Source organism: Vibrio sp. 10N.286.49.C3 (assembly GCF_041469545.1).
Lineage (GTDB): Bacteria > Pseudomonadota > Gammaproteobacteria > Enterobacterales > Vibrionaceae > Vibrio > Vibrio tasmaniensis_A.
Genome location: NZ_JBFRKT010000046.1, coordinates 1 through 24532 on the forward strand (window position 1 = coordinate 1; position 24532 = coordinate 24532).

The 24532-nt window shown below is 43.7% G+C and carries 17 protein-coding genes and 5 tRNA genes; 7 read left to right on the top strand and 15 right to left on the bottom strand.

All coding sequences use genetic code 11. The features are described 5' to 3' along the window. From AB4180_RS17135 to AB4180_RS17195, 13 genes are all read right to left on the bottom strand, one after another. A tRNA-Arg gene (locus AB4180_RS17135) sits at nt 1-77 on the bottom strand. Between the two features lie 84 nt (nt 78-161). Next, nucleotides 162-238 (bottom strand) — tRNA-Arg (locus AB4180_RS17140). Nucleotides 239-323: 85 nt separating this feature from the next. Next, nucleotides 324-416: transfer RNA gene (locus AB4180_RS17145), tRNA-Ser, on the bottom strand. A gap of 48 nt (nt 417-464) precedes the next feature. Next, nucleotides 465-541, bottom strand: a tRNA-Arg gene (locus tag AB4180_RS17150). A 46-nt stretch (nt 542-587) separates the two neighbouring features. Continuing rightward, nucleotides 588-680: transfer RNA gene (locus tag AB4180_RS17155), tRNA-Ser, on the bottom strand. 477 nt (nt 681-1157) lie between these two features. Further along, the gene (gene csrA, locus AB4180_RS17160; RefSeq protein ID WP_004415691.1) at nt 1158-1355 is read right to left on the bottom strand and encodes a carbon storage regulator CsrA; all 198 of its coding nucleotides are present in this window, start codon (nt 1353-1355) and stop codon (nt 1158-1160) included. Nucleotides 1356-1447: 92 nt separating this feature from the next. Beyond that, nucleotides 1448-2629, bottom strand: coding sequence for an aspartate kinase (locus AB4180_RS17165; protein ID WP_080518014.1), 1182 nt, complete (start codon nt 2627-2629; stop codon nt 1448-1450). Nucleotides 2630-2849: 220 nt separating this feature from the next. After that, nucleotides 2850-5432 (bottom strand): alanine--tRNA ligase, encoded by a 2583-nt coding sequence (gene alaS, locus AB4180_RS17170; protein ID WP_102249692.1) that lies wholly within the window; start codon nt 5430-5432, stop codon nt 2850-2852. A 250-nt stretch (nt 5433-5682) separates the two neighbouring features. Beyond that, nucleotides 5683-7554, bottom strand: coding sequence for an alpha-amylase family glycosyl hydrolase (locus AB4180_RS17175; RefSeq protein WP_102249691.1), 1872 nt, complete (start codon nt 7552-7554; stop codon nt 5683-5685). A 363-nt stretch (nt 7555-7917) separates the two neighbouring features. Next, nucleotides 7918-9039: an ABC transporter ATP-binding protein gene (locus AB4180_RS17180; RefSeq protein WP_012604763.1), complete on the bottom strand. Its 1122-nt coding sequence runs from the start codon at nt 9037-9039 to the stop codon at nt 7918-7920. A gap of 256 nt (nt 9040-9295) precedes the next feature. Next, nucleotides 9296-9778, bottom strand: a complete 483-nt coding sequence (locus AB4180_RS17185) for a glycosidase (protein ID WP_029225461.1) — start codon at nt 9776-9778, stop codon at nt 9296-9298. A 96-nt stretch (nt 9779-9874) separates the two neighbouring features. Further along, entirely contained in the window at nt 9875-10915 is a 1041-nt protein-coding gene (gene lpxD / locus AB4180_RS17190; protein WP_102249690.1) for a UDP-3-O-(3-hydroxymyristoyl)glucosamine N-acyltransferase, read from the bottom strand. 37 nt (nt 10916-10952) lie between these two features. Beyond that, nucleotides 10953-11984: a hypothetical protein gene (locus tag AB4180_RS17195; protein WP_012604766.1), complete on the bottom strand. Its 1032-nt coding sequence runs from the start codon at nt 11982-11984 to the stop codon at nt 10953-10955. Between the two features lie 500 nt (nt 11985-12484). On the opposite strand from AB4180_RS17195, the gene AB4180_RS17200 reads away from it, so the two are divergent. From AB4180_RS17200 to AB4180_RS17225, 6 genes are all read left to right on the top strand, one after another. Further along, on the top strand, nt 12485-13729 hold the full coding sequence (locus AB4180_RS17200) for a maltose ABC transporter substrate-binding protein (RefSeq protein WP_009847627.1): 1245 nt from the start codon (nt 12485-12487) through the stop codon (nt 13727-13729). A 127-nt stretch (nt 13730-13856) separates the two neighbouring features. Next, nucleotides 13857-15140, top strand: coding sequence for a carbohydrate ABC transporter permease (locus tag AB4180_RS17205; RefSeq protein WP_102249689.1), 1284 nt, complete (start codon nt 13857-13859; stop codon nt 15138-15140). 37 nt (nt 15141-15177) lie between these two features. Beyond that, nucleotides 15178-16011: a sugar ABC transporter permease gene (locus AB4180_RS17210; RefSeq protein WP_029223077.1), complete on the top strand. Its 834-nt coding sequence runs from the start codon at nt 15178-15180 to the stop codon at nt 16009-16011. 9 nt (nt 16012-16020) lie between these two features. Next, the gene (locus tag AB4180_RS17215; RefSeq protein ID WP_102249688.1) at nt 16021-17874 is read left to right on the top strand and encodes a glycoside hydrolase family 13 protein; all 1854 of its coding nucleotides are present in this window, start codon (nt 16021-16023) and stop codon (nt 17872-17874) included. 127 nt (nt 17875-18001) lie between these two features. Then, entirely contained in the window at nt 18002-18919 is a 918-nt protein-coding gene (locus tag AB4180_RS17220; RefSeq protein WP_102249687.1) for an ROK family protein, read from the top strand. Nucleotides 18920-18973: 54 nt separating this feature from the next. Next, nucleotides 18974-19774, top strand: a complete 801-nt coding sequence (locus tag AB4180_RS17225; RefSeq protein WP_009847632.1) for a TrmB family transcriptional regulator — start codon at nt 18974-18976, stop codon at nt 19772-19774. A 299-nt stretch (nt 19775-20073) separates the two neighbouring features. On the opposite strand, the gene recA is transcribed toward AB4180_RS17225, so the two are convergent. Together recA and pncC are read right to left on the bottom strand one after the other, a co-directional pair. Further along, a complete protein-coding gene (gene recA / locus AB4180_RS17230) occupies nt 20074-21114 on the bottom strand; it encodes a recombinase RecA (RefSeq protein WP_029225458.1) in 1041 nt (346 codons plus the stop codon). A gap of 139 nt (nt 21115-21253) precedes the next feature. Continuing rightward, nucleotides 21254-21748, bottom strand: a complete 495-nt coding sequence (gene pncC / locus AB4180_RS17235; RefSeq protein ID WP_029223075.1) for a nicotinamide-nucleotide amidase — start codon at nt 21746-21748, stop codon at nt 21254-21256. Between the two features lie 124 nt (nt 21749-21872). Between pncC and mutS the strand changes: the two genes are divergently transcribed. Continuing rightward, nucleotides 21873-24434: a DNA mismatch repair protein MutS gene (gene mutS, locus AB4180_RS17240; RefSeq protein ID WP_017103825.1), complete on the top strand. Its 2562-nt coding sequence runs from the start codon at nt 21873-21875 to the stop codon at nt 24432-24434. Nucleotides 24435-24532 lie beyond the last annotated feature (98 nt).

A 24532-nucleotide genomic window follows, 5' to 3' on the forward strand; every position in this document is an offset into this window, starting at 1 on the left:
TGGTGCGCCCTGGAGGATTCGAACCTCCGACCGCCTGGTTCGTAGCCAGGTACTCTATCCAGCTGAGCTAAGGGCGCAACGGTTTCGACACTGAACTTTTAGCTAAGGCAATAAAGCAAAACTAAACATTCAACATCAGGATTAATAAAAACCCTAAATAGTGGTGCGCCCTGGAGGATTCGAACCTCCGACCGCCTGGTTCGTAGCCAGGTACTCTATCCAGCTGAGCTAAGGGCGCACGGTATCTTCAAGTGAAGAAGTTGTGAAATATATCACATTCTTGTTTCTACGAAACAAAAAAAAGGCCATAGGCCTGTAATGAATGGCGGTGAGGGAGGGATTCGAACCCTCGATGCGGCTACAAACCACATACTCCCTTAGCAGGGGAGCGCCTTCGGCCACTCGGCCACCTCACCTAATTCATTATTCTTATCTATTACTTCTTAACAAAGTAATCTAAAGAATGGTGCGCCCTGGAGGATTCGAACCTCCGACCGCCTGGTTCGTAGCCAGGTACTCTATCCAGCTGAGCTAAGGGCGCACATTGTTACTTCTGTGTTTGCTTGCAAATTCAAACGTGCAAGAAATGGCGGTGAGGGAGGGATTCGAACCCTCGATGCGGCTATAAACCACATACTCCCTTAGCAGGGGAGCGCCTTCGGCCTCTCGGCCACCTCACCGTCTTGCGGAGGCACATATTACGTTTTACCGAAAATATGTCAAACACTTTATTGAAAAAAACCGGACAAAAACATTCAACCGTTTGCAATTTAATCAAAGCGCTTGCAAATTGAACTTATAACATCCAATTAGCGCTTTTTCCCTTAAAAATTAAGGTGAAAGATTGGCAATAATTAACTGCGGAAAACAATTATCTAATTTATCTCGCAGTAAGTGTCACTGCTGATTGCACCATACTACGGGATGCTCTATTTCGCCATAGGGTAAGTCAGTAAAACTTGAACTATGGCAAACAAATCTCACGATGCTTCAATAAGAGCTAACTCTGGTGGCGTGGCTTTTCTATATCAAGCACTCCATCCAGCATCTATAACTAAGCCAGCTAGTGAATCAACCTATTGCTAAGTTGTGATTATGTGCACCCCAAGATCAAAAAAGGCTAGCAACAATGCTAGCCCCTCTTCTACGCAAAAGTATTAGTAGTTGCCAGATGCAACGTTACCATTACCTTTTTCAGCTTGAATGCGCATGTAGATCTCTTCACGGTGAACAGATACTTCTTTAGGTGCGTTAACACCAATACGTACTTGGTTACCTTTAACGCCAAGTACAGTAACTGTTACTTCATCACCAATCATCAGTGTTTCGCCAACACGGCGAGTCAAAATTAGCATTCTTTGCTCCTTGAGTAATCTCTAAATTTATCTAGCTACGCGAGCATTATCCAACAAAAGTTATATTTTCGTAAACTATCGATTGAGTTTATTTAACCAAAATGCACTTCTTTTTTAGGATAACCCTGTGTTTCACGCGCTACGATGTATGCATTGTGTAATATGTTAGCAGCCATATCGACTTGCGTTGGTGATATCACCAAAGTTAAAGACTGCTGTTGCAATAAGTGATGCTGTACATCAATTTCGCCTTCAGACAACAATCCATGTGAACTGACCACAATTTCTTGTGTTCGGCTTCCTACCACAGTTAACAAACTAACCTGTTCACTATTACGGATTTTCTCGTCAAAAACTAGTTTTAATTTAGCACTTATGTCCGGTTTGATAATGAGTGCTGCCCGTTCTGCTTCCTCGATCACACTACAGACTTCAATCCCTAATAAATGGCAATGCGACATGAGAGACGGTAAATCTTGATTCAAACACTCGACGCGAACCATATCTCTTTGAATGGCTATCCCAGCAATATCATTCAAACAGTCATTACCCGCGATAAGAGTTCCCTCGCCTTCTTCAAAGCTCGAAAGCACTCTCAATGGTACATTGTGTCGCCACGCATGTTGAACACATGGAAGGTGTAAAACCTTAGCGCCTCTGCGAGCCATTTCTTCCATAGAGGGAAAGTCTAAGGTATCTAATTTCTTAGATTGCTTAACCACTCTAGGGTCGCAGGAATATACACCATCAACATCAGTATATATCTGACACTCTTTCGCTTGAAGGGCGCCCGCCAACGCAACGGCCGTGGTGTCTGAACCACCTCGCCCTAAGGTTGTGATATCACCTTTTGCATTAACGCCTTGAAAACCTGCAACAATGACAATCTGGTCATCATCTAACAGCGCTTTAATAGGAGCGGTATCAATACGCTCAATCGTCGCATTATTATGATTAGAATCGGTGTGTATTTTGGCTTGATAGCCAGTCATCGATGTCGCTTCATAACCCAACTTGTGCAACGTCATCGCCAACAAAGCCATGGAAACTTGTTCTCCGGCCGTTAACAGCACATCCAACTCTCTAGCGTTTGGTACGCTATCAACTTGTGAAGCTAAGTTAACTAACCGATTTGTTTCACCTGACATAGCAGAAACGACAACCAGGATCTGGTTCCCTTCATTTTTCGCTTCAATGATTTTTTCTGCTACATGATGGATTCGTTCAATTGAACCCACCGACGTTCCACCAAATTTCTGCACGATAAGAGGCATTTTCACCCTTCCTCACCTTCCCAAGACCAATGTCTATATATGACAAAAAAACACATACTCCGCGTCATGGCGAAGCAATAAAAAATTAACCAAGGAGTCTAACGTTACCATTAGCCTTCTTGGTTAATCTCAATCAAACCTTTTTCAAAGGTTCTTCCAATGGGCAAAATAAAAGATGCCCAATCAGTTGATTGGGCATCTTTGTATCAATTACTTAAGCTTAAAGACGCTCTTCAAGCCAAATACGTACTGATTTAAGCGCTTCAGGTAGTGCTTCAACGTCAGTACCACCCGCTTGAGCCATATCTGGACGACCGCCGCCTTTACCGCCAACTTGCTCAGCAACCATCTTAACGAGGTCACCCGCTTTAACTTTGCCGATAAGGTCTTTAGTTACGCCAGCAATCAGGCCAACTTTACCGTCTGCTACGTTCGCGATCAGGATAATGCCGCTACCCACTTGGTTTTTAGCATTATCAACCATAGTACGTAGGTTCTTGTTGTCTGCGCCTTCAATTGCAGCAACCAAAACTTTAGTACCAGAGATGTCTTCTACTTTGCCCATGATGTTTGCGCTTTCTGCAGCAGCCATCTTTTCTTTAAGTAGTTGGATTTCTTTCTCTAGCGATTTCGCTTTCTTAGCTGATTCAGCAAGCTTCTCTTCGTAAGCGTTAGCCTGAGCTTCTACTGCATCTAGAGCTGCTTCACCCGTTACCGCTTCAATACGACGAATACCCGCAGCAATACCACCTTCAGAAGTGATCTTGAATAGACCGATATCACCCGTGTTGCTTGCGTGGATACCACCACAAAGCTCAGTAGAGAAATCGCCCATAGACAGAACGCGAACTTCATCATCGTACTTCTCGCCAAACAGTGCCATCGCACCTTTTTCTTTCGCTGACTCGATGTCCATGATGTTAGTTTCAATCACATGGTTCTTACGAACTTGTGCGTTAACTAGACGCTCTACTTCTTTAATCTGTGCTGGTGTTACCGCTTCAAGGTTAGAGAAGTCAAAACGTAGGTTGTCTGGCTTAACTAAAGAACCTTTCTGAGCAACGTGCTCACCTAGCACTTCGCGCAATGCTGAGTGAAGTAAGTGAGTTGCAGAGTGGTTTAGTGAGATAGCAGCACGACGCTCAGCATCAACGCGCGCTTCTACTTTATCGCCTTGAGCAAATACGCCTTCAACTAGCTCACCGTGGTGTGCAAATGCATTACCTAGCTTTTGAGTATCTTGTACTTTGAACAGACCCGACGCTGTGCTTAGCGTACCCGCGTCACCACATTGACCGCCTGACTCAGCGTAGAATGGTGTCTCTTCAAGGATGATGATTGCTTTGTCGCCTGCCGATAGTGAAGATACTTCTTCGCCGTCAACGAATAACGCAGAAATCTCACCTGCACCTTCAGTACCTGTGTAACCACAGAACTCAGTGTTCGTGTCTACTTTGATCGTTGCGTTGTAATCAGTACCGAACTGACCCGCTTCACGTGCACGCTTACGCTGTGCTTCCATCGCCTTCTCAAAGCCTTCTTCATCGATAGTAAAGTCGCGTTCACGAGCTACATCGTTAGTAAGGTCAGCTGGGAAGCCGTATGTATCGTAAAGTTTAAAGACTGTTTCACCGTCAAGCTCTTTGCCTTCAAGTGCGTCTAATGCGTCGTTTAGGATAACCATGCCGCGCTCTAGAGTACGACCAAAGTTCTCTTCTTCGATGCGAAGTACTTTTTCAACAAGCTCTTGTTGTTTCTTAAGCTCTTCAGCCGCAGAACCCATCACTTCAGCCAGTACACCCACAAGTTTGTGGAAGAACACGCCTTGTGCACCAATCTTGTTACCGTGACGAACTGCACGACGAATAATACGACGTAGAACGTAGCCACGACCTTCGTTTGAAGGCATAACGCCATCAGCGATTAGGAATGAACAAGAACGGATGTGGTCAGCGATAACGCGCAGCGATTGGTTCGATAGGTCGTCGTGACCTACTACTTCTGCTGTCGCCTTGATTAGCTTTTGGAATACATCAATTTCGTAGTTAGAGTGAACGCCCTGCATGATTGCAGAGATACGCTCAATACCCATACCAGTATCTACAGCTGGCTTAGGTAGCGGTTCCATAGTGCCGTCAGCGTGACGGTTGAACTGCATGAATACGTTGTTCCAGATCTCGATGAAACGGTCACCATCTTCTTCAGGTGTACCAGGGCGGCCACCCCAAATGTGCTCACCGTGATCGTAGAAGATTTCAGTACATGGACCACAAGGGCCTGTGTCACCCATTGTCCAGAAGTTATCAGATTCAAACTTCTTGCCACCTTCTTTGTCGCCGATGCGAACAATCTTGTCAGCTGGAATGCCCACTTTCTTGTTCCAGATTTCGAATGCTTCGTCATCTGTCTCGTAAACCGTTACTAACAGGCGATCTTTTGGCAGACCTAGTGTTTCAGTCAGGAATTCCCAAGCAAATCCAATCGCTTCTTCTTTGAAGTAATCACCAAAGCTGAAGTTACCTAGCATTTCGAAGAATGTATGGTGACGAGCCGTGAAACCTACGTTTTCAAGGTCATTGTGTTTACCACCCGCACGTACACAACGCTGAGCCGTAGTTGCTCGAGTGTAGGCACGTTTTTCGGCGCCTAAGAAGCAATCTTTGAATTGGTTCATGCCTGCGTTAGTAAATAGCAGGGTTGGATCGTTATGTGGAACTAACGATGAACTGTCTACGATTTGGTGTTCTTTGCTCTCAAAGAACTTAAGGAACGCGTTGCGAACCTCATCAGTGCTCATGTACATGCAGCTCTTCCTGAAAATAGTCGAGTTAGAATTTTGCCGTATTGTAGATCATGGTTAAGGCTTCGACTAGTTTTCTTGTAGAAAAGACACCCTTGGGCAGGATTTTAGTTGAAATTCGATAAAATGAAGAATATTCCACTAGCTCAAGCGAAGAAAAATAAAAAAAACCTCGCACACTATGTACGAGGTTTATGCTGTTGATACTCAATCAAAAACCAGTAAAACCGTTATCAATAGCCTGTATTACCTGTTAGTGCTTAGTGCGTAAGATAACCACTTCATTTTGGTCTAGATTAAATGTGCCACTGCCATTAGAAACAACTACTTGGTCAGTGCCTAATACACTATCGTAAGTTCCGTTTGCCAATCCTAAATTCACCGCGTTAACCGATGTACCTTGACCGAGGTTCATTGCAACCACAACTACGTCATCGCCTGCGTTACGTTCATATACCAATACATCATTGCTTATCCAGCGCTCGATATAATCACCTTGCTGAACCGCATAGCTGTCCTTACGAAGCTTACTTAATGTTTTTATCATCTTGTAAGCGTTGGTCGTTTTATCAAAGCTTGGCATCATTTCACGGTTGTATGGGTCATTACCTTGTTGGCCAAAACCGTTGGTAGTGAAGTTAGCCGCGTAGTGCTCTGTTCCATAGTAAATACATGGAATACCACGAGAGGTCATGATAAGCGCTAAACCCAGCTCCACTCTGTCTTGTGCAAAGGCAACACTTTGGCTGCCGCCCCACTTGTCTTTACCTGCGCCAAAGTTCTTCGCATCGGAACGCAAAACCGTAGAAATACGTGACGCATCGTGGTTATCTAAGAACACCACTTGCCAATCACTGCTTGTGAATTTTTGGTCTCTCAGCTTCATGTAGTTATTAATGGCATACATGCCAGTTCCATTGTGTTGTAGCAAGGCGTTTTCGATGGTGTTTCTCAAACCAAAATCAAGCAATGCAGAGCCTGATGTATTGGCAAAATCGATAGAGGCAAAGTTTGATCCCGTTGCGTCAGCACCTGAATCCATCCACTCACCAAAGAAATAAAAATCTTTACCTTGGCTTTTCTTCGCGTACGCGTTTATTTGGCCAGTAAAATCTTGGATAAACTCTTTATCCATATGTTTCACCGCATCAATACGAATCGCATCCACCCCTAAGTCTACCCAGAATTTCGCGCCATCAATCAAGTACTGACGCGCAGGGCCATCTTTACGTTGGTCAAAATCGGTTAAGTTAAACAAGGTTTTATTACGAACTGCCCATGCGTCGTTCCATTCCCAATCTTTACCGTTTTCAGCGATCGCTCCATTATGATGGTAATACCCTGCATTATCATTTTTGTAGTCGGTAACTCGGACACCCTTTTTATAAAGTGCACCGTATTCCCCTTCATCATCAGGGTTAGAGTGATTAGGCGCATAGTCCAGCACGAGTTTCATGCCGTAGCTATCCATTTTCGTCTTTAATGCTTTAAAATCTTCAACGGTACCTAGGTGCTCATCAACTTTAAAAAAGTCACGTCCCCAGTAGCCGTGGTAACCCGCTCCACCCCGACTGTCAGGTACGTTAATGTTATCAGCTGGAGGCGTTATCCAAATGGCCGTGATCCCCATATCATGCAAGTAATCTAGCTTTGCAGTTAAACCTTTTAAGTCACCACCAAAGTATTTTTTGAAATCCGATTTGTCTGCCGAATACATGTCGGCACCCGTCGCTGTATTATTGGCTGAATCGCCATCATAGAAACGGTCAAGAAACACGAAATACATGGTTTCATCACGCATATCAAAGGGAAGTTTTTCATGGACCACCACTTTATTCGTGTCGTCATAGAAATTAATTTCGTAGGTTTTATTAGGGTCAACTGAGAAATTTGATAGAGGGTAGTTTTCAGACCAATCACCAAAGCGATCAACCTTAAAACTAGGAGAGTTCGTTCCATCACCGGTATTAAATTTTTTCACTATTTGCCAGTGGTTTGCTTTCACTTTAACCATAGATTCGGCTTGCCAGTTATTGGCTGTACCACGGAAATAGGCCTGGTTCCAATCTGCCATAGCAGGTAGGGAAGCCAGTAATGCTGATAGCACAATAAGCTTATTCTTCATGTGTCGTCCTTTATTCACGTTATGTTGGTGTAGGTTATTGTTTTATATTCTTGTCACGCGATTTAACTATCAGGTCGTGTTTCGTGAGCATGCTATATAGTCTCCCTCCCATACAACCATTACGGCCGCGTTAAATAATGTCAGAAGCGATGAAGTCAGCTGTACGAATAAAACCTTCCTTATATAAGTTCTATTTAATTGAGGCGTGACAGTATCTTGAGAATGAGTTCTCAGGATTCATTTATATTTTTATTATGCCCTTAAGCCAAAGTGAGATACTTAGGGCATATTATTAAAGTGAGGTGTTAGAACGTTCTATTGAAACCATTCATCTACGATAGTTAATGCCAATAAGGCCTGATTTTACAACGTCAGGTTCTGTTCGGTTTCACCATCAAAAATATGGCAAAAAGCAGAATCAAAATTAAAGCGTACTTGGCTGCCAATATCTGATGTACTTATGCTTTGGTTATTCACTCGCGCAACAATTTCGTTATCACCCAATTTGAAATACAGGTATTTTTCATTCCCTAAGTTTTCAACCACGGTCAGCTCACCAGGGTGTACGTTCACCATCTCATCATCAGCGGCAATATTTATGTGTTCAGGTCGAATGCCTAGACACACGGGCTTATCAATATGATCCACAAGCTTTTCTTGCAAACGTTTAGGAATAATAATTTGGGCGTTAGGGGCAAGTTCCACGTAAATATCATCACCTAACTTGCGTAGGGTTGTGTTCACTAAATTCATGGCTGGGGAGCCGATAAAACCCGCCACAAACTTGTTCTGTGGTGCGTTGTACAAGTTGGTCGGCGTGTCCACTTGCATAATGTTACCTTGATTTAATACACAAATTCGGTCGCCTAAAGTTAAAGCTTCCGTTTGATCGTGCGTGACATAAATCATGGTCGCAGGGTTACCTTCATCTTTAAGAGACTTGTGCAATTGTGCGATTTTTACACGCATCGAAACACGTAGTTTGGCATCAAGGTTGGATAGAGGCTCATCAAATAAGAACACGTCCGGTTTACGAACAATAGCTCGCCCCACCGCAACACGCTGACGCTGACCACCCGACATTTCTTTAGGCTTACGATACAGGAGATCGGTAATTTCTAGTTTTTCAGCGGCATCTTCTACACGTTGTTTGATCTCTTCTTTTGGTCGCTTTTGCATTTTCAAACCAAAGGCCATGTTATCGAAGACCGTTTTGTGTGGGTACAACGCATAGTTTTGGAATACCATGGCAATACCACGCTCTTTAGGCGCTAAATCATTCACCACTCTATCGCCAATACGCACTTCACCTGCCGAGATATCTTCTAAGCCAGCAATCATTCGCAATGTGGTAGATTTGGCGCAACCAGACGGCCCCACAAATACCATGAACTCACCTTCGTGAATATCTAAGTCAATTCCGTGTACGGCTTTAAAACCATTATCGTACTGTTTTTCTACTTTACGTAGGCTAACTGTTGCCATTTGAAACTCCGAATACGGGTTAAATCTTGATAGGTAAAAATCTTTTTAGCCAGTGACTGGAGCTCTCAAGTTACTGGCTAAAAAGACGTAAACGTTAATCATTGAACATTTAAGGTTTATGTTTAAAACATAGGCACTCTGATATTCAGAGCACCTTTCTTCTGTATCACTGCGTTCAACCACGAGTTTATAAACGGTGTTATAGCGTGGTTATAAATGGTGATATAGAGTGAGTTATGTCGGTTGGCTACATCGCTTATTTACACGCTTTAACCAATGCACGAACTGGCTTCTTATCTTCGCTAATTTCAACACTCCATAAATATTTGCCATCCTCTGGAATATTAACGGTGGTGTTTTTTGCAAAGCCACCACGTTTTAGCGTCTTCTCATAACCCGCCGTCATCGACATGCCAGCTGCGGTAAATTGTGGAGACCAGCCCATCGTTGCGAACTGCAAACTTACGTTGCCCGCTTTTTCTTCGCTTACCACTTGGTAAATACCTTTGCCTTTATGCGACATCTGACGGTTTTCCATGTGGATCCACTGACCATCAGGGAAAGTGCCTATAACATAAAGTGAAGGACGAATTGGCCCGCGATCTTCCACCGTGGCGAGATTACAATTGGCGAAAGGACCTGTTGCTTTCATTTGATCAGCTGCTGGCGTGTCAGCTGTGCTCGCACAACCCATTAACGCTGAAGATAAAAGTGCGGCTACAAGTAGAGTACGTTTCATTGTCATTTCCTTATTATTTTTTATATATGTAGGGTTCTATTCCGTTTTAGTCATCGCGAGTTAGGGCTTTAATTTTTAAGCTCTCGCTTCGGCAACCTATAAACGAAATAGTCTCGCTATTAAGCTCTTTTTCGGTACCACCGCTCTTTTGTCTGTATCAAGTTCTAACGATTTAGAGTTTGGACGGGAGTTACTGTTTTTTTGATGAGTTAATTTGTTCAATACGGCTAAGTTTTTATAATAAGAACGTGCATCTTTCGCCGGATAACCGAACAGATCACTATTGGCAGGGAAAGAGTGGCTCACACCTGATTTGGCTTTAATAACGGAGTTTTTCCCGATAGTAAGATGCCCTGCGGTACCGGCTTGACCATGAACAATGACATGATCTTCCAAGGTAGTGTGGCCCGCAAAACCAGCCTGAGATACCAGTAAACAATGCTGGCCTATTTTGCAGTCATGCCCTATTTGCACTAGGTTATCTATTTTGGTTCCACGACCAATAACGGTGTCGCCTAAAGTGCCTCTGTCGATGGTGTTATTACAGCCAATTTCAACTTCATCACCAATGATCACTCGACCCACACTTTCCACGCGTTCATAACGGGTGTTGTGCCCGGTCATGTATTCGAAGCTGTAATTACCAATGGAGTTGTTAGAGTCGATGGTGACATTGTTACCAATCACTGTGCCTTCTTTGATGACTGTATTGGCATGAATTGCAACGTTATTGCCGATTGTTACACCGTTCATGATTTTAACACCGGGCATGAAATGGCAACCTTCACCTATTTGACAATGCTTTCCGATATAAACATCGGGAGTATCTGATGTATTCCCTTGATCAAATAATTGATATTTTTGAACTTTATAATGACGCATTAGTTGATTGAGCTTCTCAGCTTCGAGCTTCTCAATCACGATTTTTGTTTTTGCTTTAGTCTGTAAAATGGCTTCTGGCCCAACAATGACATCAGCCAAAGTTTCAGATAGCCCTTTTAAATCGGCTTTAGCAAAGACAATGGCTAAGCCGCCCTCTTCTACGCTGGAAACTGGGCGAATCTTAGATATTTCTACCGTGTTATCACCTTCAATTTTTCCACCAACGATTTGGGCGATATCTGAAACTTTGATCATAATATTACTCTGTCATTTGAGTTGTGATTAATACCACTTAGAAGCGGTAAAGCGCTTGTAGATACATTGTTTCTTGTTCTACAGTTTTCTCTTCGCCTTTCAGCTTAGAGAAAGTCTCTGTGTCTTTAGCCCACTCAAGTTCGCCTTTTACCAACCAATCGTCGCCAATTGCTTGCTCATAGCCTAAAGTTGCCTTACGAATATCTTTGAAGAAAGTTTCGTTCTTTGCCCAACCGTCTGTATGTTTCGTTTCGTTTTCACCAATACGAGCACGAACGTACATAGTGCCGGCTTCTTCAAAGCTGTACTGAACGATTGGCTCAATGTACATCTCGGTGAAATCGCTGGCTTCATTGAGTGAACCGTTAGCGGTTTTCGCTTTATTTTCTTTAACTTGATAGTAGAGCTCAGCTGCAACTTCCCACTGACCAAAGCGCTTGTAAGGTTTAAATAAGAGACTGTAACCTTCCTCTTCACGAGAACCCCAAGCACTCTTATCTGAATCGTTGTATAGGTACTCTAGGTTTGAATAGAAGCCCGCTGAATATTCATTATTCCAGTACGTAAGGTATGGACGAATACTGTGCTCAGCTTTCGTGGTTTTCAAGCCGTCTACTTTCGCAGAAGTAACAATATCACCCTTTGTATATTCCAACTCATAGATCAAGCCCGTTCCCCAACCATTTCCTAGCTGAAAACTTTTATTTAATGATAATAAGTGCTTATATCCATTTTCTGTTTCTGCGTATGCGCCTTTCTTTTTCTTACGATTTTCAAGTTTGAACGCGTAAAGTGCTGTCGCATTCCACGCAGCGTTGTTATAGAAGACGTTAAACACTTCATGAGTCGTTGTACGCTCTTTAGACTTGCCACCACCCCATGATGCAAAATCAGTGATGTTTTTCTCTTCGACTTCAATCGATGTTCCAACATGCCCACCAAATTTTAAAGCGTCATAAAAAAAGATATCACTTGGAGACATAGTTCGGTCATCAGCAGCCGAAGCGCCAGCACTAATAAGTAGAGTGTTGGTGATCACTACAGACAATAATGTTTTTTTCACGGTCATTCCTTATTGATTCTTCACTGAATCATTTGTTGTTATTTGTAGGGTTATTTTTGTTCACTGTTTCTCTTTATCTATCCACTGTGTCTCTTGATAGGCTTGCTGATTTCGCAACATTTAACCAGAAAAACATAGTCGTCCGTAATGAACGCCTATTTATTGTTCTAGAATTATAAATGTTTTGCTTCCTATTGAATTTAGAAATGAGAGATCAATCACCCTTGACTGCGGAGATTATTGATCACCATCACAAACGGTAGGCTTTTCATTAATCTAAGTATCAAAACGAACAAAGCACCGTTCAAAACCCCCAATAAACAAGACATAAAACCCTATAGCTACTAGATGTAAAAAGCACAAACGGAAGGTGACAAGCATCACAAATACGCTGACATTTCAACCAGGTAATGTTGACATATTGTCGGCGAGACATACCATAGTAGTACTTAACGAACGACTACTATGATTTTAAATAGCGCGGTGTCAGTATGAAAAATTCAGGAATGAAAAAGAATCTATTCGCGGCAGCCTTAATGGCGGCAACGTTAACGACCAGTACATTAACGGCTGCAGCCGATGCAAACGCAGACACAATTCAGCCAGAAAATGGGGCTGAGTTGTTAATCTGGACCGACAAAACAACACTCGACTACATGGAGTACGCCGCTCAGTCCTTTAATAAAGAGTTAGGATACGATATTGATTTTTCATTCCGTGGGTTAGCGCCGATCGATGCCGCTTCTCGTTTGATTCAGGATGGCGGCTCTGCTCGCGTGGCAGATGTAGTAGAGATTGAACATGACTTATTGGGGCGATTAGTCGTGGCAGGTGGGGCGATGGAGAATCTGGTGTCTGCCGAACGTATCTCGAATACTTTTATGCCAAATGCGATTAATGCGTCTCAAGCTGAAGGGGTGAGCTATGGCTTCCCAGTTAGCTTCGCTACTACCGCTCTGTTCTACAATAAAGATTTACTGACTAAAGCACCTGAGACTTTTGAAGAAATTATCGAATTTTCAAAAACTTTCAACAATAAGCAAGAACATAAATACGCACTGCTTTGGGACATACAGAACTATTACGAGTCTCGTATGTTTGTCACGCTTTACGGCGCATACGAATTTGGTAATAACGGTACCGATGCAAAAGACATCGGCATCAATTCTGAAAAAGCCCAACAAGGCTTAGAAGCAATGAAAACCCTGCAAGTGGCCAACAATTCAAATCCAGTTGATATGCGCAACCCGCAAGTACGTCGTGGCTTATTTAATGAAGGAAAAGTCGCCGCTATTATCGACGGCCCTTGGGCAATCGAAGGGTATCAAGAATCAGGGATAAATCTTGGTGTTGTACCTATGCCTAAATTAGCAGGCCAACAACCACGCACTTTTGCAACTGTTCGTCTTGCGGTTGTGTCTTCTTACACTGAGTATCCGAAAGCCGCACAATTATTTGCTGACTACCTTACTTCCGACGCGATGCTGAAAAAACGCTATGAGATGTCAAGAGCACTCCCTCCGATCCAGTCAGTTATGGAAGAGATCATTGTTGATGCCGATGAAGCCACTTACGCCATTATTACGCAAGGTTTCTACTCAGACGCAATGCCATCGATTCCTGAAATGGGCTTCATTTGGTCACCAATGGCCAGTGCTATTACAGACTACTGGGTAAACGATAAACCTGCGAGTTCTGTTCTTGACCGTGCGCTTTCGATCATCGAAGAACAAATAGAATTACAAGAGTAACCTCTGAACTCCCGTCGCGACTTACAAGCGACTTAGCTCATGCGCTGTGTCATAAAGCCACAGCGCTAGTTCAGGGCGTGACCAGAAAACGAATACATAACGACAACCTAAACAATAGAGATAAACAATGTTGTTAACAGAGAATCAGCCGGCATCACGAATGCCCGCTTCACTCCTTATTATGGGGAGTACACAGATCGTAAAAGGTCATTGGATAAAAGGCGGTGTATTTTTAGCCATGCAGCTAATCACATTGTTGATTCTCCCGGAGCTGTTGGCCTCGCTAAAAGGCTTAGTCACTTTAGGAGATGTCGCTCAAGTTCGTGAAGGCTTTAAAATATTACAGGGCGATAACTCGGTCTTTATGTTGGTCGAAGGGGTCATAGCCCTACTCTACAGCTTCTTATTCATCTGTCAGTACATCGCTAATGTCCAAGATGCAAAAGTCAGCCTTAAGTCACGACTGAACCTTCGAGAACAATTTAAAGACATTTACGACCAAAAGTTCGCGTTCATCATGCTATCGCCAGCTTTTATTGCCAGTATCGCATTCATTATTTTACCAATCATAATTACGGTACTCGTCTCTTTCACTAACTATTCGGCACCTCATCATATCCCACCAAGAAACCTTGTAGATTGGGTGGGGTTTAAAAACTTTGTTTCACTATTTGAACTGAAAATATGGTCGAGCACTTTCTTCGGTGTCGCTTCTTGGACGGTTCTGTGGGCATTTTTTGCCACCATATGTACTTGTGGGTTTGGTTTTTTACTGGCGCTTGCGCTACAAAATCGAAACATTAAAGCAAAAAAAGCATGGCGCTTTATCTTTATTCTCCCTTATGCCATTCCTGCTTTCGTGACCTTATTGATGTTCCGCTTGCTACTGAATGGTATTGGACCAGTCAACGCAACGTTAAACTCGTGGGGCTTTGATTCGATTGCCTTCTTATCAGACCCTTTCACCGCAAAAATTACCGTTATCGCGGTGAGTGTTTGGGTTGGCGCACCTTACTTTATGCTGCTTATTGCAGGGGCACTGACTAACATTTCAAGCGAACTTTATGAAGCCAGTGAAGTCGATGGTGCAAGCAAGTTCCAGCAATTTAAAGAAATCACCCTGCCTATGGTGTTGCACCAAGTGGCCCCATCGTTGGTCATGACCTTTGCCCATAACTTCAATAACTTTGGGGCGATTTACCTGTTAACCGAAGGGGGCCCTATCAACCCTGAATATCGATTCGCAGGGCACACCGACATTCTGATCACTTGGATTTACAAGCTCACGCTCGACTTCCAGCAGTATCAAATCGCTTCGGTTATCTCAATCATTATCTTCTTGTTCTTGTCTGGTATTGCGATATGGCAATTCAGCCGCATGAAGTCATTCAAAGACGATGTAGGTATGTAACATGGCTAATTTAAATAGTACGGGTAAGTTAATTAACATGGACAAATACATTGGCAAAATAGGCACCCTAGTCGTGTACTTATTTCTCATTGCCAACGCATTATTAGTACTTGGCCCAGTGATTTGGACAGTGCTAGCTTCATTCAAAACGGGGAATAACTTATTCAGTTCTTCTTTCACAAGTATTGACTTTACGCTCGACCACTACCGCGCGTTATTCACGGACACACCCTATTTAGACTGGTATAAAAACACCTTTCTTCTCGCGACAGCGAATATGGTTATCTCACTGGTTGTCGTGACTATTTCAGCGTTTGTGTTCTCTCGCTACCGCTTCAATGGTAAGCGCAACATTATGATGAGCATTCTTGTATTGCAGATGTTCCCGGCCTTTCTTTCGATGACGGCTATCTACATTTTGCTATCAAAAATGGGATTGATTGATACCTATGCTGGCTTGTTATTTGTGTATGTAACGGGCTCATTACCATTCATGATTTGGTTGGTGAAAGGTTATTTCGATGCCATTCCCACTTCATTAGATGAAGCCGCAAAAATTGATGGTGCAGGCCACATGACGATTTTCCTCGAGATCATTCTCCCTCTCGCGAAACCTATCTTAGTGTTTGTTGGTTTAGTGTCTTTCACCGCACCTTGGATGGACTTCATTTTACCTACGCTTATCTTACGCAGCGAAGAAAAAATGACGCTAGCCATCGGTATTTTCAGTTGGATTTCATCTAACTCAGCGGAGAATTTCACACTGTTTGCCGCGGGTTCATTATTGGTTGCAGTACCTATCACTTTGCTATTTGTTGCGACTCAAAAACACATTACTACCGGCCTCGTCAGCGGCGCAGTTAAAGAATAATAATTAGGGATGATTTCCGCTATGGCTATTACAAATTCAGTTATCAACAAACCGATTACAAAAAGTTCAATCACAAAAAGCTCGCTGACTCACTCAGCAAAAAGTGCAGACAGCTACGCTTACAACAATGAAACGCTTCACCTTCGCTTACGCTGTGCAAAAGGCGAACTAGACAAGGTTTCACTTTGGATAGGCGACCCGTACCACTGGGCAGAAGGTGGTCTCGATGGTGGCAACCTAGGTGGCAGTGATGCACACGGTTGGGTGGGTGGCAATGAAGTGACCATGATTCATGAAGGGGAAACCGAGTACCACGACCACTGGTTTGCAGAGTTTACTCCACCGAAACGTCGTAGCCGCTATGGCTTTATTTTGTACGGAAAAGGCGGCGAAAAGATTCTATTTGGAGAAAAACGCTGCGCCGACATTTCAACGACTGAAAACGCAGAAATCGAGCTGAGCAACTTAAGTAATTTCTTCTGTTTTCCTTACATAAACCCTCGTGACGTTTTAAAGACACCGACGTGGATAAAAGACACCATTTGGTACCAAATATTCCCAGAGCGCTTTGCTAATGGTCGCCCTGAAACTTCACCTGCCAACGTGCAGCCTTGGGGAACCAGACCTGTATCCGACAACTTTATGGGTGGCGATTTATGGGGCGTGATCGATAAGCTCGATTACCTGCAAGATCTTGGCGTGAATGGTTTGTATTTGTGCCCTATTTTCACAGCCAACGCCAACCATAAATACGACACTGTCGACTACTACAATGTAGACCCGCACTTTGGCGGCAATGAAGCTTTTAAAGCACTCGTCGATGAAGCCCATAAACGCGGCATGAAAATTATGCTCGACGCGGTGTTCAACCACATTGGGTCTCAATCACCACTATGGCTAGACGTTGTGAATAACGGGGCAAAGTCCAAATACGCCGACTGGTTTTGGATCAATCAGTTCCCTGTATACCCAGATACGCCAAAAGAAGAATGGGATTTCTGGAACTTAAACTACGAAACTTTCGCCAACGTCGTCGAAATGCCAAAGCTGAATACTGAAAATGAAGAGTGTCGCGCATACTTGTTAGACGTAGCGCGCCACTGGGTAGAAGAGTTCAACATTGATGGATGGCGTTTAGACGTAGCTAACGAAGTTGACCACGCGTTTTGGCGTGACTTCCGTAAAGTCGTAAAAGATGCCAACCCAGACTGCTACATTCTTGGTGAGATTTGGCACGAAGGTATGCCTTGGTTACGTGGCGACCAATACGATTCGTTGATGAATTACCCGCTGACACAAGCCATTACCGACTACTTTGGTCTTGGCGACGTTGATAAAGAGAGCTTTGTAAATGCAGTGAACGCGTCGTACATGGCATACCCACGCAACGTAAACGAAGCGATGTTTAACTTATTAGATAGCCATGACACCACTCGCATTATCTCTTTATGTCAGGGCGACAAACGTAAAGCTAAATTAGCCTATTTATTTATGTTCACTCAAGTCGGTGCTCCATGCATTTATTATGGTGGCGAGATTGGTATGGATGGCGGCCGCGGCATGGGCAGCGAAGACAACCGAAAATGCATGATATGGGAAGAATCAGAGCAAGACTTAGAATTCAAAAACTTCATTCAAGAAATGATCGCTTTGCGTAAAGCTAATCCCGATTTTAATCAGCCTAGCATTGACTGGTTAAACGTGAAGGATGAAAAAGAGACGGCAGATAAAGAGTGTATCGCTTACCGCCGTGGCAATTTAATGTTTGTTTTAAACAACAGCGATAAAGATAAACAGATCATACTCGATGGAAAATCACTGACCATTAGCGCTTATGGCTACGTGATTGAGCAAGCGAACTAAATCCAAGTGTGTCATTAATCAAATCATGCCCATTAAAGCAGAACCAAATATAGTGATGGGAATCGCGATTGATTCCCACTCTATTTACTCGGTCGCCAGCACTTCTAACGGACAAGAGGTGTATAGAATGATGCAGCGCATTCCTGACGACCTTGCCCACTTGACCCAACATTTGATAAGCCGAATATCGAGCGTCAGCTACCGCTATGGACGTATCGCCACGATAGGCATAAGTGTATCCGAGTTTTTTTTATCTCATTGCCAATCCGCACGTAAACTTGCAAAACCAAGTCCTACTCACTCACCAGAAATCACCCAATTAACACTAAACCTGAATCAGCATTTCAAGGTCGACTGCTCGCTTGTGATGCATTCACACAGTGCGGCCATTGCGTGCGACGCTATTAGTAACGCCATGAAAAGCGCTGACTCAATTGAACAACCACTCTCGGCAGGTTCAAGTCTAAATAAGAGGGCTAGAGATTTATACAAAGAGGCCATACTCAGCGTATTTTTGGGCGATGGTTGTGGCATAAGTTTTTATCAAAATAACGAGCAAGTGCACCACCCATTAAGCTCACATTGGGCACATTCAAGGTTGCCTAATTTTCAATGGCTCGTTGATGGCTTAACTCCTGTATGTCGCTGTGGAAATGAGGCCTGCATTGAACAGTTTTTATCCGCACCAAGTATTGAGCGGCAATATCATCAAGTCGTGCTAAAAGACCAAACTTTAACGCAAATTTTTTCAGGCGTAGACCTAAGTGAACCGCATGCATCGCGCATATATCGTACTTATATCGACCAATTGGCGCGCAGTTTAGTTAATCCCATTCAGCAATTACAGCCCACACGACTCGTATTATCAGGCGAAGCAACGACCTACCCTACATTAACGGCAGATTTAAAAGTCGCATTGTCTCGCTACATTCACGTTAATGAAATTCCAGTGATTATTCACCCAAAACAAGATGAATTCACCTTTGCTCGCGGAGCGTTTCTCATCGCTGAAAAAAATCACAACAATCATTTACGCTCGTCGTGACAAGAATGGTAACCTTAGAAGGAGAAGATATTGAATAGTTTCAGAGGACAACCCGTGTCAGAGCTAGTCACCAAATTAATGGATTTTGGGTTTACCAAAACCGATGCGCTTGTTTATATTAATTTACTCAAAAACGGCCAATCCAGCGGATATAAAATCGCGAAAGAGATCTCTATCTCCCGCTCTTCTGTTTACTCGTCTATCGATAACCTTTACGCCAATGGCTACATTTTCATGTCTGATGGCGACACTAAAGAGTACGAAGCTAAATCACCAGACTTGATTTTCAGCCAGATAGAAAAAAAGACCGTCACCAATATTAATTTCCTTAAATCAGAATTATCTAAGATGATGCTGAAAGAGGAAAAAGAGTTCGTTTACAACGTATCGGGGTTCGACAACTTACTTCAAAAGGCCAAGGAAATCATTAATCAGGCAAATCTAGAAATTTACCTGAATACCGATTTTAACCTTGAGTTGTTTGGCAAAGAATTATGCGACGCCGTGGAACGTGGAGTACGAGTGATTGGCTTTTCATTCAACAAAATGGCGAGCCCACATGAAAAGATAGAACTACATTCGCGTTCTGAAAATGAAGAAACCGAATACCCTTCACACCGCTTTATGTGCGTAGCCGATATGAAGCTCGCCCTAATGTTCTCACACCGTGAAGAAACCTTAGGTTTGTATGCCAATAATCGCTTAATTGTAAAAATGATAGCAGAGCATATTCACAGCGATATTTACCTAACAGAATACGAGCGCCTGGCTCCTAATCAGCACCAACACGTCAGAGTAAATACGATTCACGAACAGCATAATGCCATGGTACTCGACGAGCTTAAGAAGCACTAACTCAGCAGATCGAATTCAATAATAAGATACGAACAAAGGTCTAGTAATAGGCCTTTCGGGGAAAGAAATTTTGACGGGAATCTATTTAATCCAAAGGGTTTCTTTGGTTATTTGATAAAGAATAGATTTATGAGTGCATAACTATAAGTCATCTAGAGCAGCCAACCACCGTCACTTTCCTCTAAACAATCAAATACCTTACATTTTTACGACTGAAACAATAAAGCCTCGAAAATTCGAGGCTTTAAAATCTTTCAAAGTCATGCTTTCTTATGAAGATGACTTAACAAAACGTTAGCTTATAGCTCTTCGTTTTCTTCTTCCTTCTCTGCATCTTTCTCTTCAAGCACAGCAGGAGTTAGCAGTAACTCACGAAGTTTAGTATCAATTTCTAGAGCAACTTCTGGGTTTTCACGCAGGTATTTACCAGCGTTTGCTTTACCTTGGCCGATCTTGTCGCCTTTGTAGCTGTACCAAGCGCCAGCTTTTTCTACTAGCTTATTCTTAACACCTAAGTCGATAAGCTCACCTTCGCGGTTGAAGCCCTTGCCGTAAAGGATTTGAGTTTCAGCTTGTTTGAATGGTGCAGCAATCTTGTTCTTAACAACCTTGATACGAGTTTCGTTACCAACAACTTCATCACCATCTTTAATCGCGCCAGTACGGCGAATATCAAGACGAACAGATGCGTAGAACTTAAGTGCGTTACCACCTGTTGTTGTTTCAGGGTTACCAAACATCACACCAATTTTCATACGAATTTGGTTAATGAAGATGGCCATACAGTTAGACTGCTTGAGGTTACCAGTCAGCTTACGCATCGCTTGAGAAAGCATACGAGCCTGAAGCCCCATGTGGCTGTCGCCCATTTCGCCTTCGATTTCTGCTTTAGGTGTTAGTGCAGCTACTGAGTCAATAACAAGAACGTCGATAGCACCTGAACGAGCCAGTGCATCACAGATTTCAAGCGCTTGCTCACCCGTATCTGGTTGAGAAACAAGAAGCGCATCGATATCAACACCCAACTTTTGAGCGTAGATAGGGTCTAGTGCGTGCTCGGCATCGACGAATGCACACGTTTTGCCCACTTTCTGTGCTGCAGCAATAAGCTCAAGCGTTAGCGTTGTTTTACCTGATGATTCTGGACCGTAAACTTCTACGATACGTCCCATCGGTAGGCCACCAGCACCTAGTGCGATATCTAGAGATAGAGAACCTGTAGAAATAGTTTCTACGTCCATTGTGCGGTTATCACCAAGACGCATGATTGAACCTTTACCAAATTGCTTTTCAATCTGACCAAGGGCTGCGGCTAACGCTTTTTGTTTATTCTCGTCCATTACTATCTCCACATAATCGGTTGTCTTAACAAGCGATCTAGAATCTATTTCTAACCCACATAGGGGTGACTAATTGGCTTTTATTATACTGTTTATTCATACAGTGTCTATACCTGTATGAAAATAATTTGTACAAATGTTACTTACCTTCCATTGATAGGTAATCATAAATAACTTGTAGGGCATGGTGCGTGGCTTGTTGGCGTACTTGTGATCTGTCGCCTGTAAATACATGCGTTTCTACTTTATCCCAACCGTTTAGTGCTTTCCAAGCGAAACATACCGTTCCAACAGGCTTATCTTCGGTCGCGCCACCTGGGCCAGCAATACCACTGATCGATACAGAGATAGTCCCATTTGAATGTTGCAATGCCCCGCTCGCCATTTCTATTACGACAGGCTCACTCACCGCACCGAACTCAACTAAGGTTTTAAGCTGTACGCCGATCATCTCTTGCTTCGCTTCATTGCTATAAGTAACAAATGCACGATCAAACCAACCAGAGCTCCCTGCGATATCCGTCACCGCGCTAGCAACCCCACCGCCAGTGCAAGATTCAGCCGTCACTAAAACGTGTTTATGTTTAGCGAGTAAGTGTCCAAGCTGTTCACTAAGATCTTGAGTCATCTGCATCATCAACTTCCCTTTATCTACTGTCATATCATTCGGATTCGCATCTTTTCGCATGTGTCGCTTTTCGCACGAAACGCTTTCACGTATCCTAAGCCGCAATAGAAATAAACGAAAGAAGTTAACTGTGAAAGCCGATCAAAAACATACTCCCATGATGCAGCAGTACCTAAAGCTAAAAGCAGAAAATCCAGAAATTCTGCTGTTCTACCGCATGGGCGATTTCTACGAGCTTTTCTACGATGATGCTAAAAAAGCCTCTCAACTCCTCGATATTTCGCTAACCAAGCGTGGCTCTTCAAACGGTGAGCCTATTCCTATGGCGGGCGTTCCATACCACGCCGTTGAAGGTTACCTTGCGAAGTTAGTGCAGTTGGGCGAGTCCGTAGCGATTTGTGAGCAGATTGGTAATCCAGCAACTTCAAAGGGCCCGGTTGATCGCGCTGTCGTAAGAATTGTGACTCCGGGAACCGTAACCGACGAAGCACTGCTTTCTGAGCGTGTTGATAACCTGATTGCCTCTATTTACCACCACAATGGTAAATTTGGCTACGCGACGCTTGATATTACTTCTGGCCGATTCCAGCTATGTGAGCCGGAAACCGAAGAAGCAATGGCGGCAGAACTGCAGAGAACCTCTCCTCGTGAGCTACTGTTCCCTGAAGATTTCGAACCTGTAAATCTAATGGCAAGCCGTAATGGCAATCGCCGCCGCCCGGTATGGGAATTTGAATTAGATACCGCGAAGCAGCAATTGAATAAGCAGTTTGGTACTCGCGATCTGGTTGGCTTTGGCGTAGAAGGCGCGAAACTAGGCTTATGTGCGGCTGGTTGTTTGATCCAATACGTGAAAGATACCCAACGTACTGCCCTTCCACATATCCGTTCACTGACGATGGATAAACAAGATCACTCGGTGATCCTCGATGCAGCAACTCGTCGTAATTTGGAGATCACGCAAAATCTTGGTGGTGGTACTGATAACACCCTTGCCGAAGTACTAGATCACACTGCGACAGCTATGGGTAGCCGTATGCTTAAGCGCTGGTTACATCAACCAATGCGCAATATCTCTGCACTCGATCAGCGCCTAGATGCGATTGGTGAAATGAAAGATTTGGCTCTCTTTACAGAGCTACAGCCAACCTTGAAACAGATCGGGGATATCGAACGTATTCTTGCTCGATTAGCACTTCGTTCAGCTCGTCCTCGCGATATGGCACGTCTTCGCCAAGCGATGGAATATTTGCCAGAGCTTGCAGAAACACTGACGCAACTGAAGCACCCGTACCTAACTCAACTTGCTCAATATGCCTCGCCTGTGGATGAGGTTTCTGAACTACTTGAGCGAGCGATCAAAGAGAACCCTCCCGTGGTTATCCGTGACGGAGGTGTAATTGCAGAAGGCTACAATGCCGAGTTAGACGAATGGCGCGACCTTGCGGCTGGCGCAACCGAATTTCTTGATAAACTAGAGCAAGAAGAGCGCGAACGTCATGGTATCGATACACTTAAAGTGGGCTACAACAACGTACACGGTTTCTTCATTCAAGTAAGCCGCGGACAAAGCCACCTTGTGCCACCACACTATGTTCGCCGTCAAACGCTGAAAAATGCAGAGCGTTACATCATTCCTGAGCTAAAAGAGCACGAAGACAAAGTACTTAGCTCTAAATCGAAAGCCCTAGCTATCGAGAAGAAGTTGTGGGATGAGTTGTTTGATTTGTTACTGCCTTATCTAGAGCGACTACAAAACATTGCTTCTTCAGTGTCTCAACTGGATGTTCTACAAAACTTAGCTGAACGTGCAGACACCCTTGATTACTGTCGTCCAACCATGACAGAGTCAGCTGGCGTACAAATTCAGGCAGGTCGTCACCCTGTGGTTGAACAAGTAATGGACGAACCCTTTATTGCTAACCCTATCGACCTCAATGATCAACGTAAGATGCTGATCATCACAGGTCCAAACATGGGTGGTAAGTCGACCTACATGCGTCAGACTGCACTCATTGCGCTGATGGCTCATATTGGTTGTTATGTTCCAGCAGAAAGCGCGACGATTGGTTCTATCGACCGTATCTTTACTCGTATTGGCGCATCCGATGACTTGGCTTCAGGTCGTTCAACCTTCATGGTTGAGATGACAGAAACCGCAAACATTCTACACAACGCGACACCAAATAGCCTTGTGTTAATGGATGAAATCGGTCGTGGTACCAGTACTTACGATGGTCTGTCTCTGGCTTGGGCAAGTGCGGAATGGCTAGCCAATCAAATCAATGCGATGACACTATTTGCAACGCACTACTTTGAGCTAACTGAGCTGCCTAACCAACTTCCAACACTGGCTAACGTGCACCTAGACGCGGTAGAACACGGCGACAGCATTGCCTTTATGCACGCTGTTCAAGAAGGTGCCGCAAGTAAATCTTACGGTCTAGCGGTAGCGGGATTGGCTGGTGTACCGAAAGCGGTAATCAAGAATGCTCGAGCGAAGTTGACTCAACTAGAAGCGTTAAGCATGGAGTCACCAACATCAAAACCAAGTGGCGTTGATATCGCAAACCAACTGAGCCTGATCCCTGAACCGAGTGAAGTGGAGCAAGCACTAGCGAATGTTGAACCTGATGATCTAACACCTCGCCAAGCACTAGAAGAGCTCTACCGTTTGAAGAAGCTGCTTTAGTTTCTTATCAAGTAGCTTGTTATTGCCGTCCGTGATTTTGATTAGACGGCATCAAATACCAAAGCCACAAACAAAAAAACGCTGACTTAAAGTCAGCG

Excerpts from the sequence above, each read along its gene's own strand:
- csrA (WP_004415691.1), bottom strand. The coding sequence starts at position 1,355 with ATGCTAATTTTGACTCGCCGTGTTGGCGAAACACTGATGATTGGTGAT.
- AB4180_RS17165 (WP_080518014.1), bottom strand. The coding sequence starts at position 2,629 with ATGCCTCTTATCGTGCAGAAATTTGGTGGAACGTCGGTGGGTTCAATT.
- alaS (WP_102249692.1), bottom strand. The coding sequence starts at position 5,432 with ATGTACATGAGCACTGATGAGGTTCGCAACGCGTTCCTTAAGTTCTTT.
- AB4180_RS17175 (WP_102249691.1), bottom strand. The coding sequence starts at position 7,554 with ATGAAGAATAAGCTTATTGTGCTATCAGCATTACTGGCTTCCCTACCT.
- AB4180_RS17180 (WP_012604763.1), bottom strand. The coding sequence starts at position 9,039 with ATGGCAACAGTTAGCCTACGTAAAGTAGAAAAACAGTACGATAATGGT.
- AB4180_RS17185 (WP_029225461.1), bottom strand. The coding sequence starts at position 9,778 with ATGAAACGTACTCTACTTGTAGCCGCACTTTTATCTTCAGCGTTAATG.
- lpxD (WP_102249690.1), bottom strand. The coding sequence starts at position 10,915 with ATGATCAAAGTTTCAGATATCGCCCAAATCGTTGGTGGAAAAATTGAA.
- AB4180_RS17195 (WP_012604766.1), bottom strand. The coding sequence starts at position 11,984 with ATGACCGTGAAAAAAACATTATTGTCTGTAGTGATCACCAACACTCTA.
- AB4180_RS17200 (WP_009847627.1), top strand. The coding sequence starts at position 12,485 with ATGAAAAAGAATCTATTCGCGGCAGCCTTAATGGCGGCAACGTTAACG.
- AB4180_RS17205 (WP_102249689.1), top strand. The coding sequence starts at position 13,857 with ATGTTGTTAACAGAGAATCAGCCGGCATCACGAATGCCCGCTTCACTC.
- AB4180_RS17210 (WP_029223077.1), top strand. The coding sequence starts at position 15,178 with ATGGACAAATACATTGGCAAAATAGGCACCCTAGTCGTGTACTTATTT.
- AB4180_RS17215 (WP_102249688.1), top strand. The coding sequence starts at position 16,021 with ATGATTTCCGCTATGGCTATTACAAATTCAGTTATCAACAAACCGATT.
- AB4180_RS17220 (WP_102249687.1), top strand. The coding sequence starts at position 18,002 with ATGATGCAGCGCATTCCTGACGACCTTGCCCACTTGACCCAACATTTG.
- recA (WP_029225458.1), bottom strand. The coding sequence starts at position 21,114 with ATGGACGAGAATAAACAAAAAGCGTTAGCCGCAGCCCTTGGTCAGATT.
- pncC (WP_029223075.1), bottom strand. The coding sequence starts at position 21,748 with ATGCAGATGACTCAAGATCTTAGTGAACAGCTTGGACACTTACTCGCT.